The following is a 19043-nucleotide window of genomic DNA, read 5'->3' as shown; positions in this document are numbered from 1 at the left end:
AGAAATCCTCGGCGTCTCGCACTGGCCGGTCGGAGAGAGGTCAGTGGTGGGTCAGTAGTAGAGAAGGGCCTTGTCCCAGTCCTCGTCCGCGCCGAAGAGACTGCGCGGCTTGACGACGTCGTGCACGGCGGTGAGTGCCCGGTGCGGGACCAGGGTGCCCTCGTCGAGAGCGGTGACCTCGCAGGGAATCCCGTAGGCGTCCTCCACCGCCCGGGTGAGTTCCGCGCAGGCCGTGGCCCGCGCGTCCGCGCGCACCTCCATCTGGATCCGCAGCAGTCGGGCGTCGGCCCTGGCCCGCCAGAACATCACCCCGTGGGCGGCGGGAAGGCCGAAGACCAGCTCCTCGATCCTGTTCTGGGTGACCTTCCGGCCCGCCACCGGGTATCCGAAGGCCGCCCGGCCCAGCACCCGGGCGGTGGGCAGGTTCCAACCGCAGGGACAGTCGTCGTACGACACCTCGACGTCGTCCTCGAGGTTGTACCGCAGCAGGGGCATGGCCTCCCGGAACAGCGGGGTGACGACGAGCTGTCCGGCGCCGTCCCGCGTGACCTTGCCCGTGGCCGGGTCGTACACCTCGAACAGGGCCCGGTCGGCCCACAGGTGGAGCCGTCCCTCGGGGCACTCGCCGGCCAGGCTGCCGGTCTCGGTGGAGCCGTACTCCTCCACCACGGGCACGCCCCAGATCTCGCTGATCCGGGCCCGGCGGGCGGCGCTGAGCGGTTCCCCGCCGACGAACAGGGCCCGCAGCGCCGGGAAGTCCACGGCCGGGTCCCAGCCCGCCGCCTTCGCCGCCGCCGCCCACAGCAGGGTCTCGGTGGGCATGGACCAGGTGAGCGTGACGCCGAGGTCGTGCAGCACCCGGATGACCCGCGAGTACGGCATCGCCAGCGACCGGTTGTCCCCGGGCACCACGGTGGCGCCCCTCAGCCGGGCCGCGGCGTGCGCGAGGTGCCCGGTGATCATCAGCGCGTAGGGCGTGCGCACCAGGAAGGTGTCCGCCGCCGAGATGCCGGTCCACTTGCGGGCGTACCGCTCCGCCAGGTCGATCCAGTCCTGCTCGGTGTAGTACGAGGGGGTCGGGCTGCCCGCGGTGCCGCTGGACTCGTGGTAGGTCGCCAGGCGCGCCCGGTCCACGGCCAGCATGCCGAACGGGTAGTTGTCCCGCAGGTCCTGCTTGGTGGTCAGGGGCAGCGACGACAGGTCGTCGCGGTCCCGCGGGACTGCCGTCCCGGCGAACCTGGCCCGGTAGAACGGCGACCGGGCCGCCCAGGTCAGGGTCTGCCGCAGCTGGGTGTCCTGGATCTCGGCGAGCCGGTCCGGGTCCTCCCAGTCACCGAGCTGCGGCAGCCGGCTGATGGTCTGCGTCATGGCTGTTGCTCCCCTCCAGGAGTCGTACGGCGTTGTCCCAGGCGATCCGGCGCCACTGCGCGGCGGGCAGGTCGAGTGCGGCGTACTTGGCGAGTTCGGCGTCGGGGTGCTGGAGCGGGAACTCCGTCCCGAACAGCACCCGGTCCGCGCCGAGCCGCTCGATCGCCGCGCGCAGCACGGTGGTGTAGCCGCCGGACGTCTCGAGCAGGACGTTCGCGACGGGCGCGATCACCTCGACGCCGTAGTAGTCGATGTTTCCGACGCCGCTGTGGCCCAGGACGAAGGTGACGTCCGGGAAGCGGCGGGCCAGGTCCGCCAGGTCGGCGACGGCGCTGCCGGCGCGGTCCAGGCAGACCGTGTAGACCGGGTGCCCGAACTCGGCGGCTACGGCGACGAGTTCGGCGACGCGTGGGTCGGTGAGGTCCACTCCGTGCACGGCGGGCGAGATCTCCAGCCCGTGGAACTCCGCCGCCCGCGCCCGGTAGTGCGAGGCCTCCCGGTGCGGGTTGGCGAACCAGAACGGGACCAGCCGCCCCGCGCTCGTCCGGCAGGCCCGCAGCAGCGCGTCGTTGTCGGCGTCGGTCTCGACGTGGCCGCCCAGGACGAGCTGGCGGGAGAGCCGCATCAGCTCGATGACACCGCCGGCGCACACCACGGCCCGCTCGATGCGGGACGCGTCCAGGACCTCCAGGAGCCGCTCGGCCGCTCCCGGCCGGGGCACCAGACGGGCGTGGAAGTCGAACACGGGGTGCGGGCCCGCCCCGCCGTGGCCGCTCACTGTTCCTGGCAGAACTCGTCGATGGGGTAGCCGACGTGCCGGTCCTCGACGGGGAGGTAGCCGAGCACGGTGTCGCCGGGCCTGAGTTCCGTGCTGTTGAGCACGGCGCCGCCGGGGCCGAGCACCCGTACGTGCCAGTCGTCCTGGAGGATCAGGTTGACGGTCCTGCCGTCGGGCGCGACGGCGTCGACCGAGATCAGCGGACGGGACTCGATCTTCACTCGGCCGACGGTGACCACCCGGGTCTGCCCCTTGACGTCCACGGCGAGGACCTTGCTGCCCGCCCTGAGCTCGCTCAGGTAGTTGGTACGCCCGTTCTTGGACATCGTGTACGACATGATCGCCCCGGCGTTGACCCGGAACGGCCTGGTGGGCATGTAGGGCAGCGGGTGGGTCTCGCTGACGCAGAGGATCATGCCCTTGGAGTGCGAACCGACCAGGATGCCCTCGTCCTCGCGGAAGTGGGTGCAGGTGTCCACGCAGGCACGCTCCCCCATGCCGACGTGGCTGGTTCCGGTGACCTTCAGCTCGACCAGTTCGAGGGGGGCGGGCTTGTCCTCGGCGGCTGCCCTGAGCGCGGTGGCGTCGCCGACGGAGCGCGGTGCGAGCATCACACCGTCGGAGCCGTGCTCCAGCACGCCGAAGATGATCCCGGCCTCCTCCACGTCCCCGGCGACGGTGACGATGTTGCCCTCCGCGCGGGCCGCGGCGGCGATCACGATCTCCAGCGGGATCTTGGTGGGGTCGCGGAACAGCAGGACGCTCCACCGCTCGGTACGGGCCGACTCGCAGGCCAGTTCCAGCGTCTCGGCGTCGACGATCTCGACGAACCGGCCGAACTCGGTGCCGGGGTGACGCGCGCTCAGCTCGGCGGTGCTGCCGTGCCGTGCGGGGTCGACGACGACGATGTCGGCCGGGCCGAAGTCGCCCGGCAGGTCGGAACCCTGGGACAGCAGGACCTTCCGCACGGTGGGCGGCAGTCCCTCCAGCTGTGCGGGGTCGGCGGCCACGATGCCGTCGATGCGCTGGTGCACGGCCTCCTCGACGACGGCCTCACGCAGGCCGGCGGCGGTGGACCGGATGTCCAGCCAGCAGAGCTTCATGGTGTGCTCCTCTTCTTCTCTTCTGGGTGCGGTGTTGCGGTGCGGTGTCGGGTGGGTGGTGCAAGGCGTTCAGAGCGCCGCGACCTCCAGCGAGTCCAGCCGGGCCTCCGTCGCCGGGCCGGGCACGCGGTCGCTGTGGATGAGTTCGGACAGCCGCCGGGCCAGGCCTGCGGGGTCGTCCGCCTCGAAGATGTTGCGGCCCATGGCGACACCGGCGGCGCCGCCCCGCAGCGCCTCGTCGACGTGGGCGAGCACGTCGGCGGTACCGGCCCGGCGGGGGCCTCCGGCGACGATGAGCGGCACCGGGCAGTCCCGGGTGACGGCGGCCATCTCGTCGGCCGAGCCGAGGAAGACCGTCTTGACGATGTCGGCGCCCAGGTCGGCCGCCAGGGTGGCCGCGTGGGCGACCAGTTCGGGCCGTCGCGGGTTGTCGATGCGCGGGCCGCGCGGATACACCATGGCGAGCAGCGGCATGTTCCACCGGTCGCAGGCGTCGGCGGTCCGGGCCAGGTCGGCGATCTGCCGGGCCTCGTCGAGGGAGCCGAGGTTCACGTGCACGCTCACCGCGTCGGCGCCCAGGCGCAGCGCCTCCTCGACGCTGGCCACCAGGTACTTGGCGTCCGGGTCGGGGGCGTGCACCGTGCTCGCGCTGAGGTGGACGATCAGCGACGTGGTGGCGAACCAGCGTGCTTCGACGTAGCGGAGGCTGCCCTTGTGCAGCACCACCGCGTCCACGCCGTTGCCGGCGAGGCGTCCGACGAGCTGGTTGACGCGCCGGCCGCCGGTGACGGGGCCGTCGGTGACCGAGTGGTCGAGGGGTACGACGAAGAGCCGTCGGTCGCTGTGCCGGAAGAGCCGGCCCAGCCGCACCTGGCGGGCGAAGGATCCGTTGACCTGCACCGGGTGCTCCTTCCGTGGTGAGGATCAGGTGGGATCAGGCGTGGGTCATGGAGTCGGCGTCGAGCGGCTCGCGGTCGAGCTCGAACTCCTTGTGCAGCAGGAGCACGGCGTCCTGTGCGCGGTGGCCGGGCACGGTGACCGAGGTGCGCAGCTGGGAGGTGGAGACCCAGCTGGTGGCGATCCCGGCGTCGGCGAGGGCGGAGAGCATCTGCGCGGTGTACTGGGGGCGGTTGAGCAGTCCGGTGCCGATCAGGGAGACCTTGGCGACCTCCTCGTCGAGGCGAACGGATCCGCCCGCCGCGGAGACCACCTGGTGCAGGTCGGCGGCGACGCGTGCCACGTCGCTGCGGCGCATGGTGAAGCCCATCCGGAACTCGTCCTCGTAGGGCCCCGAGCGGGCCACGAGGTCGACGGGGGCGTGGTGGCGGGCGAAGACGTCGAGCACGGCGACCGCGGGGTCCTCAGGCGTGCGGTCGCAGCGGATCAGCACCCGTGTGACGTCGAGATCGTGGGCGACGGCGAGGACACCGCAACGCTCCAGCATGGGGGAACCACTTCCTTTCGGGATGACCGTTTCGGGACCGTCGTGGAAGGAGCTGCGCACCCGCACCTCGACGCCGCGGGCCGCGGCGAGTTCCACGGCCCGGGAGTGCAGGACCGTGGCGCCGGCAAAGGCCATCTCGACCATCACGTCGATGGCGACCTCCGGCAGGGGCCGGGCGGTCGGCACGATGCGGGGGTCCGCGCTGTAGACGCCGTCCACGTCGGTGTAGATCTCGCAGCCGGGCGCGCCGAGGGCGGTGGCCAGGGCGACGGCGGTGGTGTCCGAGCCGCCCCGGCCCAGGGTGAGCACGTCACCGTCGGCGTCGGTGCCCTGGAATCCCGCGACCACGACGACCTGTCCCCGCTCCAGAAGCCGTCGGATGCGGTCGGTGGCCACCGCGGCGATCCGGCCCTCCCCCGCGGGGCCGATCGCCGAGATGCCGGCCTGACCACCGGTGAGGGACACCGCGGGTATGCCCAGTGCCGTCAGGGCCAGGGCCAGCAGTGCGGCCGAGGCGCACTCGCCCGTGGCGAGCAGTTGGTCGATCTCGCGGCCCGCGGCGCTCCCGCCGACGTCGGCCGCCTTCCGCAGCAGTTCGTCGGTGGTGCCGCCCTGCGCGGACACCACCACGACGGTGGGCCGGTCGCGGCACACCTCGGCCAGCGACCGCGCGACGTCACGGACTCGGTCGGCGTCGGCCACCGACGTGCCCCCGTACTTGCGTACCAGAATGCGCATCTGCTTTTCCTCGACTGGAATGTCAACGGGAAAACGGCAAAGGGAAATACCGAAGAGGACGGCGGTCCGAGAGAAAATGCCCCCAAGGGCTGCTCGGAAAAAGGGAATGACTGGGACAGGGCTCAGCGGTCGAGCAGGTCCAGCAGGTCGTCCGCCCACTTCGGGTCGTACGCGTCGAGCCGTGGGAAGCCTGACGGGGGTGCCGCGGTCCAGTGATAGGTCGCGCCGGGGTTGTGCACGGCGAAGCCGCCGGCCGCGAAGAGGTGGGGGCTGCCCTGGACTTCGGGCCCCTGAGCGACCTTCCACTGCTGGTACACCTCGGCACGCCCGTCCCCTCGGGCGAGCGCCGCAGCCAGCTGCTCCGTGTTCACGTGCGCGCACTGTTCGGCGACATCGAGGATCACGGCGTGGATGCTGACGCACCGGCCCTCGACGTAGAACGCCCTGCGCAGTGCCTCGTCCAGTTCGTCGGAGGCGAGGAGGCCTCCGATCTCGGGGGACTTGGCGGCCTGGACGGCCTCCATCGGCGGCAGCATGGTGACCGGGTAGTGCGAGTCCGGTCCGGGCCACAGCCGCCAGCCCAGTTCCGGGCGGTGTCCGGCGATGGTGACGATCTCGGCGTCGAGGATGCCCTTGGGTGTGGGCATCCGGTTGAACAGTTCCAGCGGGAAGGCCCGGTGGTCGATCCGTATGTCCCGCCCGCGTTCCCGGGCGCGCTCCCGCAGGGTGTGCAGCGCCAGGGTCGCCCAGGGGCAGCCCAGGTCCGACCACACCGTCACCGTCCGCCGGTCGGCGTTCAGCAGCGGTTCCGTCTCCGTGTCCGTTCCGGTCCCCCCGGAATCCGTGAACTCCATTTGTCTCTCCCCCGTTGGTTTACCGCGCTCGGTGCTTTCCTGCGACGGCCGTCCCTCACACCTTGAGCATCGGCTCGGCCGACAGCGCGTCGACGAGTTCCCCGAGGATCTCCACGCCGTTCTCGGTGAGGACCGACTCGGGGTGGAACTGCAGCGAGGCGAATCCACGGCCCCGTAAGGCGTGGACCTCTCCCGTCAGCGGATCGCGGGAGACCTCCACGGTGCCCCACGGGCCTTCGGCGTCCCACCGCTCGTGGACGCTCCTCGCGGCGAAGGTGTTGTAGAACCCGCACCACTCGGTACGTCCGAACAGGTCGATCGGCAACCGCACGCCCTGGTTGGGCACCGGCCGCCGGACGATGTCCAGTCCCAGGACGCAGGACAGCACCTGGTGGCCGAGGCACACGGCCAGCAGCGGGGTGCCCTCCTGCCGTACGCGCGCCGCCAGTCGGCGCATCGCCCGGATCTTGGGGTGCCCGTGGTCGCGCGGGTCACCCGGCCCGGGGCCGAGCACCACCAGGTCGTGGCCGCTGGTGCGGGGCTGTTCGTCGTAGCGCACGACCTCCACCTCGAGCCCGAGCGAGCCGAGTTGGTGGGCGAGCATCGAGGTGAAGGTGTCCTCGCAGTCGATGACGAGGGCCCGGCGGCCGCCGGCCGGTCCCGGCCCGGCCGCGGGGCCGCTCCCGGGGTCGAGCCAGAAGCGGGCGAGGCCGTGGTTGCGTGCGTGGAGCGCTTCGCGGACGGCGGGCGCCGCTGCCCACTCCTCGCCGGTGCGGACGGCCGCGGTCGCGACGCGGCCACTCTCGCCGGCCGGCCGGAAGCCGAACGCCGCGAGCATGCCCTCCGCCTTGGCGCGGGTCTCCTCGGCCTCCGAGCGGGGGTCGGAGTGACGTACCAACGTCGCGCCGACGTCGAGCCTGAGCCGTCCCGCGGGGTCGATGTCTGCGGTCCTGATCACGATGGCCGAGTCGAGCGTACGGCGTCCCGCGGCGTCGCGGCCGATGAGCGCGAGGGCGCCGCTGTAGTAGCCGCGGCCGGCGGGCTCGTAGCGGGCGATCACGCGGCAGGCGCTCTCCAGCGGGCTCCCGGTCACGGTCGGCGCGAACATGGTCTCGCGCAGGACGGTCGGGGCATCGAGCCGGGTGCGGCCCTCGATGAGGTACTCGGTGTGCGCGAGCCGGGACATCGCCTTCAGCCTCGGCCCGATGACCCGCCCGCCCTGCTCGCAGACCCGGCCCATCATCTTGAGTTCCTCGTCGAGCACCATGTACAGCTCGTCGGACTCCTTGCGGTCCCCGAGGAAGCCCAGCACCCCGTCGACGGTGACGCCGTCGGCCGGGTAGCGGTACGTGCCGCTGATGGGGTTCATCGTCGCCGTGCCGCCGGCCACGCTGATGTGGCGCTCGGGTGAGGCGCCGACGAGGGTGCGGTCGCCGGTGTGGACCACGAAGGTCCAGTAGGCGCCGAGTTCCTCCTGGAGCAGGCGGCGGAACACGGCGAGGGCGGTGGCTGTCGAGTAGCCCTCGACGGTCGCGAGGAAGGAGCGCTTGAGGACGAAGTTGGCGCCCTGTCCGCTGCCGATCTCGTCGGCCAGGACGCGGCGGACGAGTTCGGCGTACTCCTCGGCGTCGAGGTCGAAGCCGGGTTCGCGCAGGGTGACGGTCACGTCGGGAACGGCCCGGACGAAGTCGTCGAGCGCGAGCTCCGCCTGCTCGGTCACCCGCAGGGCGACCAACGGCGTCTTGTCGTCGGGGCAGTCGAAGCCCCGTTCGGTGATCTGCCGGTACGGAACGGCCACGAGCAGGTCGTGCCCCGGCTGTTGGCGCCCCGTGGCCGGGGTGGCGTCCACCGGCAGGTCGGCGAGGCCGGCCACCTCCGTCGCCTCGCACAGCAGCACTTCCACCCGTCCGGCGGCGCCGGACTCCGGCCGGTGCAGCAGGGCGAACGGCGGGCACTCCGGCCCCCGGACACGGTCGAGAAGAGCGACACTCATGTGGTTCCCCCGATCCACGAATGAGCTGTCGGGCTTGAATCGAAAGCCCTCTCCCCTCATCATCGTCGGTCATTCCGTCAGTAACAACTACTCATTCGAGCGGCCTTTTCCGGGAACCGGCCCGCGCGTGCGGAAAATGCCAGCACGAAATGCGCCCCGGCTGTGTGCCGGGGCGCTCCCCCATGACTTTCCGAGCGCTGTTCAGACGGTCGTGAACACCTGCTCCATTTCGAGCCGCGGAAGCCGGTCCCACCAGGCGCCGGGCGCCGGCTTGCCGATGTTCACCACGACCATGGAACGGTGGGCGCCGCCGGGGAAGAACTCCTTGTCGACGGCGTCGGTGCGGAATCCGTTCATCGGGCCCGCGGCCAGGCCGAGGGCGCGCACGCCGATGATGAAGTAGGCGATCTGCAGGGCCGCGTTGAGCCGGGCCGACTCCTCTCGGACCGCGGGGTCCGCGTAGAAGACGTCCTTGGCCTGTGGGAACGCCGGGAACAGGGCGGGCAGGTTCTCGTGGAACGCGGTGTCCGCGGCGAGTATCGCCACGAGCGGGGCGTTGCGCGTCTTCTCCTGGTTGTTCTCCCACATCAGCGGCACCAGGCGGTTACGCGCCTCCTCCGAGCGCACCAGCACCACGCGCAGCGGCTGCTGGTTGAACGCGGTCGGCCCCCACTTGACGAGGTCGTGCAGAGCGCGGACCTGCTCGTCGGTCACCGGCTCGTCGGTGAAGGCGTTGGCGGTGCGTGCCTCGCGGAACAGCACGTCCTGCGCGGTCTTGTCGATCACCAAGTGGTCGGTGGTCATGTCGGTTCCCTTCGTGAATCCGAGAGGTGTTCGTGCGTACGGTCGAACCGGCCGGTCCTCAGCGTCCGCTGACCCGACCGAGCACCGAGGCGCAGTCCGGGGGCGCGCTGTCGCCGCGCCACGCCACGTGGTGGTCGGGGCGCACGAGGACGAGGTCGCGCTCCAGGACTGTCCTGACGTCGGCGTCGTCGACGGTGAGCAGGGTGAGCGGGAGGCCCCGCTGCGCCGCCTCGTCGGCGAGCGGCTTGCCGGCGTCGCAGCCGGAGGCGTCCAGCAGGGTCAGCTCGCGGCCCAGCAGGTCGAAGAGTTCGGCGCCGTCACCGAGGCGGACGCTGGGCAGCCGGGACCCCGGCCAGGTGGTCGGGACGATCCGCTGCCATTCCCAGGCGGGTTGCGGGCCGTCCTCGTGGCAGACCACCGGTGAGGTGTCGTACCGGTATCCGAAATGGATCCCGATGTTGCTGATCTGGTAGCGCTCGTGCTCCAGGAAGCCGGCCAGCTGGGGCCGGCTCGCGCCGCCGGCGTGCAGCGCCGGGAAGCGCCGCCACACCTCGAGGAGGTTGAAGCACATCTCCCGGTTGAACAGGGCGACGGGCCTGCGTTCGGCCTCGTAGCTGTCCAACAGCCCCGTGCCGCCCCAGCCGTTGAGGACGGCGGCGAGCTTCCAGCCCAGGTCGACGGCGTCACCGAGCCCCGTGTTGGCGCCGTGTCCGCCCGTGGGGAAGAACTGGTGCGCCGCGTCCCCGGCGAGGAACACCGAGCCCTCGGCGTAGCGTCGCGCGACGGCGAGGCGACCCTCCCAGTGGGCGGTCGTGAGGACCTCGTCGATCACGAAGTCGACCCCGAGTCGCTCGCGGATCACCGTCGGCGGGTCCAGGTCCGGCCCCTCTTCGCCGGTGAGCGGGAAGGTGCCGGTCCAGGTGCGCGAGCCGTCCCGGGACACCAGGGTCAGTCCCCGTGCGGAGACGGCCAGGAAGAACCGGCCGTGGCGGTGCAGCGCCGGGTCGGTGCTGCGGAAGTACACATCGCAGTGCTGTGCCCGCGGCCCCAGTTCGTCCGCGGGGATGCCCACGGCGCGGCCCACCGCGCTGCCCGCGCCGTCGCAGCCGACCAGGTAACGGGCGCGGATGTGGTGGCGACGGCCGCTGGCCGTCTCCACCACCTGCGCGCTCACCCCGGACTCGTCCTGCGTCAGCGACTCGAAGGTCCAGCCCTCCCGCAGGTCGACACGTGCGTCTTCCCGGCAGCGCCGGCGCCCCAGTTCCTCCAGCAGCGAGCCGAGCACCCGCTGGTACGGCTCACGCGGCATGGAGCCGTCATTGACCGCCGCCATCCGGTCACGCAGCTCATCGACCGAGGGGTACGTCCACTCGTCGACGGGCGCCTCGTCGAAGCCCCGCGTCCACAGGAAGTTGAACGCGTGGTCCGACGGAACGCCCAACTCGCGGACGGCGTCGGCCAGTCCGAGCCGCCGAAGCAGCTCCATGCTGCGGGCGTTGACGAAGTCCATCTTCGGATGCCGCGACGCCCGCGGCGAGCGCTCGACGACGACGCTCGCCACGCCGTGGTACGCCAGCTCCAGCGCCAGGGTGGCCCCCACCGGCCCCGCCCCCACCACCAGAACCGGCACCTCGACCCCACCCGCTGTCTCGACACTCATATACGGCCCCCCGTGCGGCGCGGGCTCCCCCGCTCCCTCGCGGCCCCGGCCGCCGCCGACCCCCCACGGCCCGGCGGCGGCCCGTCCGCTCAGCAGCGTGTCAGTCGGCGCGGCGCACGGGCATCACGTCTTCGCGTGATACTGCGAGGGCGGCGCCGGCGTGCACGTGGGGGGCGAGCCGTTTCCGCTCGGACGATCAGGTCGGCGGGCGGGGCGGGAGTCGCGCGACGGCAGAGCGGCCATGCGGATCCCGGGGACACGCGAAAGGCCGGGCGTCGCGCGGATCGCCGGGGGGATCGCGCCCCGCCGGGGAGACACGGTCGGCCCCGAGCCACGCGAAGCGCCGGGGAGGCACTACCGGCCTCAAACCACGCGAACCGCCAGGGAAACCCAACCGGCCCCAAGCCACACGAACCGCCAGGGAAACACGTGAAAGTGGGGAGTGTGCGGCTCGCCAGGGACCCGCTCGACGCGCCCGGAGCCACGCGAACCGCCGGGGACGGGTGGACCTTCCACGCCAACGGCCCCACCACGGTCGCCTTCGCCCTGTGCGCTCTGGCCGCCGACGCCCTCGCGGGCTATCGCTGGGCCGCACCCCGCCCGCGCTCGCACTCGGCGTCCCGTCCACGCCCGTCCTGTGGGGCCTCGCCCAGTGGGCCGCCCGCCATAACCCAAGCGCCCCACCCGAAAACGCACCCCGCAAGGGAGCCAGGCGAACCACTGGGAGCCAAGCGCCCCACCCGGAAACGCACCCCGCGAGGGAGCCAGGCGAACCACTGGGCCACGCGGCCCCGCGCCCATGCACCCGTTCGGAGCCACCCGCCCGGAGCCACCCGGCCAACGCCGAGCCACGCGCCCGCTCAGAGCCACCCGGCCCCGTCCCGAGCCCACACTCCACCTGCGCAGGCACCTCAAGCCCCACCGTCCTGCGCCCCGTACCCCCGTTCCAGCCCTCCCGTGGAGCGCTACGCCCCCTCGCGCAGTACGCGTCGCGTGAGTTCCACCCTGCTGGATACGCCGAGCTTGGCGAAGGCGTGGCGGAGGTGGGTGTCGACGGTGTGGGGGGAGAGGAAGAGACGGGCGGCGGTGGCGCGGTTGGTGAGACCCTCGGCGACCAGGCGGACGACTCTCAGCTCCGCCTCGGTCAGGCTCTCCCAGCCGGTTCTCGCCGGGGCCTGGTGGGACAGGGAGCGGCGGCGGATGCCGAGGCCGCGCAAGGCGCGCAGGACGCGGGCGCGTTCGCGTGGGGCGGCGCAGCGCTCGTAGACCTCGAGTGCCTCCTCCAGGAGGGTCACCGCGTCGGCGCGGCGTCCGGTCGCCTTCTCCGCCTGTGCCGTGTCCTCAAGGGCCGACGCGCGGGCGAGCGGGCGCGGGCCGGTGCGGTAGGCGTCGACGGCTCGCCGCAGTGCGCCGCGGTCGCCGTTGAGGAGGCCCTCGGCGTGCGCGGCGGCACCCGCGAGCGACGCCACCCCGGGGTTGCGTTCCGCCAGGAGCCTGCTCGCCCCGGCCGCGGCCCGCGCCCACTGCCGGGCGCCTCCCCGCAGGGCCAGGCGGACCATCTGCGGTGCGGCCGCGGGTTCCTGGACCAGCAGTGCCATCCGCTCGGGCAGCGCCATGAAGTGCCCCTTGAGCACGCGCAGCGCGGCCTCGCCGTCGCCGCCCGCGTCGTGCACGAGGGCGGTCGCCCAGTCGAGGTCCTCCGGCATGGCGCCGATGCCCTCGGCCAGGAGAGAGCGTGCGCGGTCGAGGTGGGCCACGGCCCCGGCGAGGTCGTCGCGGCACAGGGCCACCTCGGCGGCCTTCCCGAGCAGCGGCACCGCGAGGGCCCGTGCCGCGAGCCGCTCGGTGACCGACAGACCCGCCTCCGCCTCGGCCTCGGCGTCGTCCAGGCGGCCCGCGGCGAGTCTGAGTTCCGCCCGGTAGAAGTGCCACAGCGGCTGTGACCAGGCGGTGCCCAGGTCCTCGGCCTCCCGCTCGCCGATCTCGTACACGGCGTCCGCCTCGGTGAACCGGTCGGCCGCGACGAGGGCCCGTCCGAGCCAGAGCGCCGGGTGGCGGCCGCGTGCCTCGCCGCCGGCCGCCTCGGCCCGGCGCACGGCCTCCCGGCAGAGCCGGACCGCCTCGCTCAACTGCCCGCGGGACCTGGCCACCACGCTGCGGGCGACATCGCCGAAGACGACGGCGGCGTCCTCGCCGACCGCCGCGCCCAGCCGCGCCGCCTCCTCACCCGCCCGGTCCGCGCCGTCCATGTCGTCGACGAACAGCAGACCGTGTGCGCGGATCGCCAGCAGCTGCGCGCGCCGTGCGTCGGGGACACCGGGTCGGCCCAGCGCACGCGCCGTCGACTCCACCACCGCCGAGTCCTCACCGGCGTGTTTCTGCGCCTCGGCGAGGCCGAGCAGGATCGCCGCCTCGGTCTCGGCGTCCAGTCCGTCCCGCAGGGCGGCGTCACCGAGTTCCCGGGCCTGGACCAGGCGGCCCACGGACGCGAGCAGACGTACCGCGTCGGCGAGGACGCGGGGCCGGTGCGGGTCCTCGTCCGGCAGTAGGTCGAGCGTGCGCAGCAGCAGGTCGGCGGCGGTGTCCGGTGCCTTCTGCGCGATGGCCGCGGCCGCCTCGCGCAGCACCTGCACGGCCCGCTGGTCCCCCTTGCGGGCGCTGCGCAGCACATGTTCGGCGATGTCCACCGCCGGGCGGCCCTCGCGCTGGAGCACGATCGCCGCCTCCCGGTGCAGGGCGTGCCGTACGGGTCCGGAGAGCGCCTGGTAGACGGCCTCCCGGGTGATGTCGTGGCCGAAGGCCAGCTCGGACCCGGAGTCCACGAGCACACCGGCCCGTACCATCTCATCGGCCGCGGCGACGAGTTGGACGGCCGGTACCCCGGCCACTCCCGCCGCCTCGTGCAGGGTGAAGGGGCGGACGAACACCGACGCCACGTCGAGCAGGCGGCGGGCGGTGGGGGTGACGTCGCGCAGCCGCCGGTTCACGGCGTTCAGCAGACGGTCGGGCAGGTCCCCCTCGATGACGCTGGCGGTGTCGTCCTCCACGACCACACGCCCCTCCGCCACCAGGGTGCTGAGCAGTTGCTCGAGGAGGAACGGGTTGCCCCCGCTGCGCTCGGCCAGCGCGAGCACCGCCGCGTCGGGCGTGGCGGCGAGCGCCGTACTGCAGAACCGCCGGACGTCCGGCTCGGACAGCGGCTCGACGAGGACGGGCCGCGCGCCCTCCGCCAACAGCCAGTCGACCGCGTCCTGCGCGGGCGTCGCGGCCACGGCCGGGCGGCGGGCGATGAGCCACAGCACGGGTGAACCGCTCAGCGCGGGCACCAGGGTGCGCAGGGCGAGCGCGGTGAGTTCGTCGGCCCACTGGGTGTCGTCGAGGGAGATCACCAGCGGTCGCCGGGTCGCGTACGCCTCGATCAGCTCGCCCAGCCGGTCGAGGAGCCAGAACCGGCTGCTCTCCTGGCGGGCCAGTTCGGCGACCGCGGCCTCGTCGAGGACCGGTGGGTCTCCCGCCCGTAACGCGCGCAGCAGGGCGCTGAGCGGTGCGATCCGGTCGAGTTCGGCGGGGCGCGCCGCCACGACGGCCATGCCGCGCGCCCGGGCCTCCTCGGCGACCGCCGCCAGCAGCCGGCTCTTGCCGATCCCGGCCGGCCCCTCGACGACCGCGCAGACTCCGCCGCCCTCGGCGGTGACGGCGAGCGCCTCGGACAACGTGGCGAGGTTGCTCTCCCTGCCCACCAACTCGGCGCCGGTCAGCCGCACGGCAACCCCCTGAGCTCCCCCGTGTACGCGCGGTCCGCCCCCTGTGCCGACGAGGCGGAGCCGGGGCGGGCCCCGAGACTACCGTCCGTCGGCGCTCCCGGGGGCAGGTCCGATGAGCCGACTCCGGGCGCGTCGCGACACGGAACCACCGTCCCCGCACGCCCGCCCGCGCCACGACACCGCATCACCGTCCCCACGCGGCCGCCACGGCCAGCGCCTGCTCGTGGTTGAGCCTGGGGTCGCACAGCGTGGTGTAGCCGTTCTCGCCGACCCGCGCGTACGCGGACTCGTCGGCCACGCATTCGGTGACCGGGTCGGGCGTCGTCTCCAGGTGCAGCCCCGCGGCCACGCCGCCCTCCGCCGTCACGGCCGCCCTGAAGTCGCGTACCTCACGCAGGATGGTGCGCAGCAGCCGGGTCTTGCGGCCGTCCGCCGTGGTCTCGGTGTTGGCGTGCATGGGGTCGCACATCCACAGCACGGGGTGTCCGGCGGACCGGACGGCGGCCACCAGGCGGGGAAGCCGCTCGGCCGTCAGGGTCGCGCCGATGCGGGCGATGAGCGTGAGCCGGCCGGGCTCCCGCTCGGGGTCCAGTCGCTCGCACAGCGCCACGAGTTCGTCCGCGCCGATCGAGGGCCCCACCTTGCAGGCCACCGGGTTGCTCACGGCGGCCAGCAGGCTCACGTGGGCCTGGTGCGGGTCGCGGGTACGCTCACCGATCCACGGCCAGTGGGTGGAGGTGAGCAGCAGGCGCCCGTCGCCGTCGCGGCGCAGGAGTGGCACTTCGTAGTCGAGCACCAGTGCCTCGTGGCTGGTCCACACGGCCGACCGGTCCGGTACCGCCGGTACGACGGAGCGCAGGTGGGCCGTCGCCGCCTCCGCGGCCCGGTAGCAGGCCAGGAGCCGCAGCGGGTCGGGACGGCGGCTGTCCGCGTCGGGCTCCGGGCTGTTCACCAACAGCCCGCGGAACGCGGGGAGTTCGGTGTCGCCGTGGCGTTCCGTGGGCCGTGACCTCGGTTTGGCGAACTGTCCGGCGATACGGCCGACCGTGGCCACCGGCGTTCCCGTGCCGAGGCGCATCACGTCGGCCAGCGCGGCGAGCTGGGCGACCTTGCGGTCCAGGGGGTCCGGGGCGCACTCGGCCGGGTCCTCGGCGCAGTCGCCCGCCTGGACGAGGTGCAGTTCGCCCGCGGCCGCCCGGGCCAGGACGATCCTCAGTGCCTGGACCTCGTCCCAGCGCACGAGCGGCGGCAGTCCGGCCAGATCGGCACGCACATTGCCGATCAGCCATTCGTCTCCCCAGTCGGGCTGTTGCCCCGCCGGAATCGCCTTCCAGTAGGCGAGTTCACTCCGCGAAATACGGGAATCGAATCGCCCTGAGATTTCCTGCTCGGTTTTACTGAACATCGTCGTTCCCCCCGTTTGAACAGCATGCTCCGAAGGTGCGCGAACACCGCTGCCGCCTTCGCACCCAAACGTAGTTGAGTGACCGTCACGGGGGGACTACTCGAATGGGTAAGGGAATCGCGCGACCTCGCTCAGTGGTCCGCGCCCGGCCGCCACGAGGCACGCAGCCACAGCATCAGAGGCACCGTCACGAGAGCCAGCGCCGCCGCGACGGCCAGCGCGTACGCCTGCCCGGACGCCATGGCCCCCGCCGGGTCCCCGGCGTGCTCCGCGACGGCGGCGGCCGTACGGCTGTCGGCGACCGTCCCCAGCACCGCCACTCCGACCGCGCCGCCGATCTGCAGCGTGGTGTTGACCAGGCCCGAGGCCGCGCCCTGGACGGCGCCGTGCAGGCCGCTCGTGCACACCACGTACGCCGCCACGATCGCGCCGCCCATGCCGAGCCCCCACAGGGTGCCGGGCAACACGAACGTGACCAGGATCCCGGCGTGGGCGTCGTGGGCCGCGGCCCACCAGGCCAGCGCCGCGGCCTGTACGCCCGCGGCACCGGCCAGGGCGCTGACCGGGCTGATCCGGGCGAAGAGCCGGAAGGTGATCTGCGAGCCGGCGAAGATCGCCACGCTGACCGGCACCGTGCGGACCGCCGCCTGCAGGGGGCTGTAGTCGCGCACCTGCTGGAGGTAGAGCGTGATCAGGAAGAACACGCCGAACATCAGCGCGCCGGTCGCGGCGTTGGCGGCGTTGCCCAGCACCACGTTGCGGGCCCGGAACAGCAGCCGGGGCACGAGCGGCGCCGCGGCCTTGAGCTGCCGGACCACGAACACGGCGAGCAGCACCGCCGAGCAGGCGAACGCCGTGAGGGTGCCGCCCGACGTCCAGCCGACGCTGCCGCCGTGCACGACCGCGTAGACCAGGGCGCACAGCCCGCCGGTGCCCACCAGCGCCCCCGCCACGTCGACGCCGCCCTGGGCGGTCGGAGATCCCGCGGGCAGCATGCGCCGGCCCACGATCAGCAGGGCCAGGACGATCGGTACGTTGATCAGGAACGCCAGCTGCCAGGCGACCGCGGTCAGCAGTCCGCCGAGCATCACGCCGGTGGCCCCCGCCAGGCCGCCGATGCCGCCGAAGATGCCGAGGGCCTTGAAGCGGTCGGGGCCCTCGTCGAAAATGTCGGTGACCAGGGCCATCGCCGCCGGGGAGACCACGGCGGCGCCGAGTCCCTGGGCCGCGCGGGCCGCGACGAGCTGCCAGGCGTCGAGGGACAGCCCGCAGGCGAGCGAGGCCGCCGCGAACAGCAGCAGTCCGGCGATCAGCACCTGGCGCCGGCCCAGCAGGTCGGCGGCCCGTCCGCCCAGCAGCATGAGCCCTCCGAAGGCCAGCATGTAGGCGTCCATCACCCAGGCCAGGCCCGCCGCCGAGAAACCCAGGTCGCTCTGGATCGACGGCAGCGCCACGTAGACCACGCTGGTGTCGAGGACGACCATGAACTGCGCCACCACGAGCAGCGAGAAGATCGCCCACCTGCTGTGCCCCGCGGGGTCCGTCCCCGCCCGGTCGAACTCGGTTTGTGTCATCGCGCAAGCTCCCCCTGTCCGCGCGGGACGCGCCGATCGCAGCCCCGTCCAACCGCACAGTCCGTCGATCGTTCAAGGGTGTCGGCGTCCGCCGTCAAGGGACATCACGTCTTCACGTGATGGGTGCGGGCGGCCGGGGTGTGCCGCGAATATCGCGTGAACCGGGGATGTCCCGCGGTGCGAGGCCACGCGACGCTTGGGCTGCGGACAGGCCGACACATTCCTGGCAGCTTTCAGAGGTGGTGACGATGAATTCCGAAAACGACTCCCGGACGAAGACCGAACCGGAGGTGCTGTACGTGCCGAAGGGGGAGGGAATCGCGCTGTGGGTGCCCGAGGAACCGCCGGCCGACCTGGTCGACGGGGAGGGCCCGGAGATGTCCACGTACACGTTTCTTGCGACCGCGGACAACACCGACGGCGCGCTGGCCGTCGTCGACACCGTCGTGCCGCCGGGGAACGGCCCGCCGGAGCACATGCACCACGACGCGGACGAGTCCTTCTACGTGCTCGACGGGGAGTTCGAGGTGCGTGCCGGCGGCAAGGCGTTCGTCCTGGGGCCGGGCGACTACGCGTTCGTGCCGCGCGGCACGCCGCACATCTGGAAGAACCGGGGCACCCAGACCGCCCGCATGATCCGCGTCTACACCCCCGGCGGCCACGAGCGGTTCTTCATCGAGATCAGCCGGCCGGCCGAGGCCGACGCACCCGCGCCCCGGTTGACCACGGAGGACGTCCGCAGGGCCGAGGCCGCGGTCGCGCGGTTCTACGGCTGATCCCGGCTCCCGGCCCCGTTCCCACCGGTCGCGGGAGCTCCGCTCCCCTACCGGTCACCCCCAACCGAGCAACAGGAGGCGCTGTGCCCAATCCGCTCACCCCCACCGTCGTCCTCGTCCACGGAGCATGGCACGGCGCGTGGTGCTGGTCGGCGTTCGAGGCCGAGCTGCGCGAACGCCACGTACCCGTCCACGCCCTCGATTTGACCAGCCACGGCGCGCGGGGAGCCGTCGTGGGCGACCTGCGCTCCGATGTGGAGCTGCTGCGCCGTACGGTGCGGGCGGTGGACGGGCCCGTGGTGCTGCTGGGCCACTCGTACGGCGGACTGGTGGTCACCGAGGGCGCCGAGGGACTCGACAACGTCACGCGGTTGATCTACCTCTCCGCATTCCTGCCCGGCGCCGGCGATTCGATGGTCAAGATCACCGGGGGTGGGAACGCCCCGTGGATCCACCGTGCCGACGGGCTGATGTCCGTCGCCCCGGGCTGGGGCGAGAAGCTGTTCTACAGCGACTGCCCGCCGGACGTCGCGGCCAAGGCCGAGAGCCAGCTCGCGCCGCAGTCCGCGGTCTCCTTCCAGCAGGAGGTGCGGGTGACCGCGTGGCGGCAGCTGCCCTCCACGTACATCGTGTGCACCGAGGACCGTGCCATCGCGCCGGACGGGCAGCGCCGGATGGCCGCCATGGCGGGCTGTGAGGTCGTCGAACTGCGCAGCGGGCACTCGCCGTTCCTGTCGCAGCCGGACCGGCTCGCGGATCTGCTCCTCGAACGGATCTGAATC

The 19043-nt window shown here is 72.8% G+C and carries 14 protein-coding genes; 2 read left to right on the top strand and 12 right to left on the bottom strand.

All coding sequences use genetic code 11. The features are described 5' to 3' along the window. Nucleotides 1-51 precede the first annotated feature (51 nt). The 12 genes from AC067M_RS19670 to AC067M_RS19615 form a co-directional block, all read right to left on the bottom strand. Entirely contained in the window at nt 52-1368 is a 1317-nt protein-coding gene (locus AC067M_RS19670) for an AMP-binding protein (protein ID WP_478698269.1), read from the bottom strand. Beyond that, complete coding sequence (locus AC067M_RS19665) at nt 1331-2146, bottom strand: amidohydrolase family protein (protein WP_478698268.1); 816 nt, start codon at nt 2144-2146, stop codon at nt 1331-1333. Before AC067M_RS19665 ends, AC067M_RS19670 begins: the two co-directional genes overlap by 38 nt. Continuing rightward, nucleotides 2143-3249 carry a 3-dehydroquinate synthase II family protein gene (locus AC067M_RS19660; protein ID WP_478698267.1) on the bottom strand — a complete coding sequence of 369 codons (1107 nt, stop codon included), beginning with the start codon at nt 3247-3249 and terminating at the stop codon, nt 2143-2145. The genes AC067M_RS19665 and AC067M_RS19660 overlap by 4 nt, the downstream gene beginning before the upstream one ends. 69 nt (nt 3250-3318) lie before the next feature. Beyond that, on the bottom strand, nt 3319-4149 hold the full coding sequence (locus tag AC067M_RS19655) for a 2-amino-3,7-dideoxy-D-threo-hept-6-ulosonate synthase (protein WP_478698266.1): 831 nt from the start codon (nt 4147-4149) through the stop codon (nt 3319-3321). Between the two features lie 34 nt (nt 4150-4183). Next, nucleotides 4184-5431 carry an aspartate kinase gene (locus AC067M_RS19650; protein ID WP_478698265.1) on the bottom strand — a complete coding sequence of 416 codons (1248 nt, stop codon included), beginning with the start codon at nt 5429-5431 and terminating at the stop codon, nt 4184-4186. Nucleotides 5432-5553: 122 nt separating this feature from the next. After that, the gene (locus tag AC067M_RS19645; RefSeq protein WP_478698264.1) at nt 5554-6285 is read right to left on the bottom strand and encodes a DsbA family oxidoreductase; all 732 of its coding nucleotides are present in this window, start codon (nt 6283-6285) and stop codon (nt 5554-5556) included. Between the two features lie 55 nt (nt 6286-6340). Continuing rightward, nucleotides 6341-8278 (bottom strand): anthranilate synthase family protein, encoded by a 1938-nt coding sequence (locus tag AC067M_RS19640; RefSeq protein WP_478698263.1) that lies wholly within the window; start codon nt 8276-8278, stop codon nt 6341-6343. A 201-nt stretch (nt 8279-8479) separates the two neighbouring features. Continuing rightward, complete coding sequence (locus AC067M_RS19635) at nt 8480-9082, bottom strand: malonic semialdehyde reductase (protein WP_478698262.1); 603 nt, start codon at nt 9080-9082, stop codon at nt 8480-8482. A 58-nt stretch (nt 9083-9140) separates the two neighbouring features. Continuing rightward, entirely contained in the window at nt 9141-10742 is a 1602-nt protein-coding gene (locus AC067M_RS19630; RefSeq protein ID WP_478698261.1) for an FAD-dependent monooxygenase, read from the bottom strand. Nucleotides 10743-11707: 965 nt separating this feature from the next. Beyond that, a complete protein-coding gene (locus tag AC067M_RS19625; RefSeq protein ID WP_478698260.1) occupies nt 11708-14506 on the bottom strand; it encodes a helix-turn-helix transcriptional regulator in 2799 nt (932 codons plus the stop codon). 184 nt (nt 14507-14690) lie between these two features. Further along, nucleotides 14691-15911, bottom strand: coding sequence for a 3-deoxy-7-phosphoheptulonate synthase (locus AC067M_RS19620; protein ID WP_478698259.1), 1221 nt, complete (start codon nt 15909-15911; stop codon nt 14691-14693). 131 nt (nt 15912-16042) lie between these two features. Beyond that, nucleotides 16043-17485, bottom strand: coding sequence for an MFS transporter (locus AC067M_RS19615; RefSeq protein WP_478698258.1), 1443 nt, complete (start codon nt 17483-17485; stop codon nt 16043-16045). A gap of 248 nt (nt 17486-17733) precedes the next feature. On the opposite strand from AC067M_RS19615, the gene AC067M_RS19610 reads away from it, so the two are divergent. Next, nucleotides 17734-18261: a quercetin 2,3-dioxygenase gene (locus tag AC067M_RS19610; protein WP_478698257.1), complete on the top strand. Its 528-nt coding sequence runs from the start codon at nt 17734-17736 to the stop codon at nt 18259-18261. An 83-nt stretch (nt 18262-18344) separates the two neighbouring features. Further along, on the top strand, nt 18345-19040 hold the full coding sequence (locus AC067M_RS19605) for an alpha/beta hydrolase (RefSeq protein WP_478698256.1): 696 nt from the start codon (nt 18345-18347) through the stop codon (nt 19038-19040). Nucleotides 19041-19043 lie beyond the last annotated feature (3 nt).

It is taken from the genome of Streptomyces sp. NPDC043427 (assembly GCF_056436655.1).
This window is presented reverse-complemented; position numbering and strand designations above follow the sequence as displayed.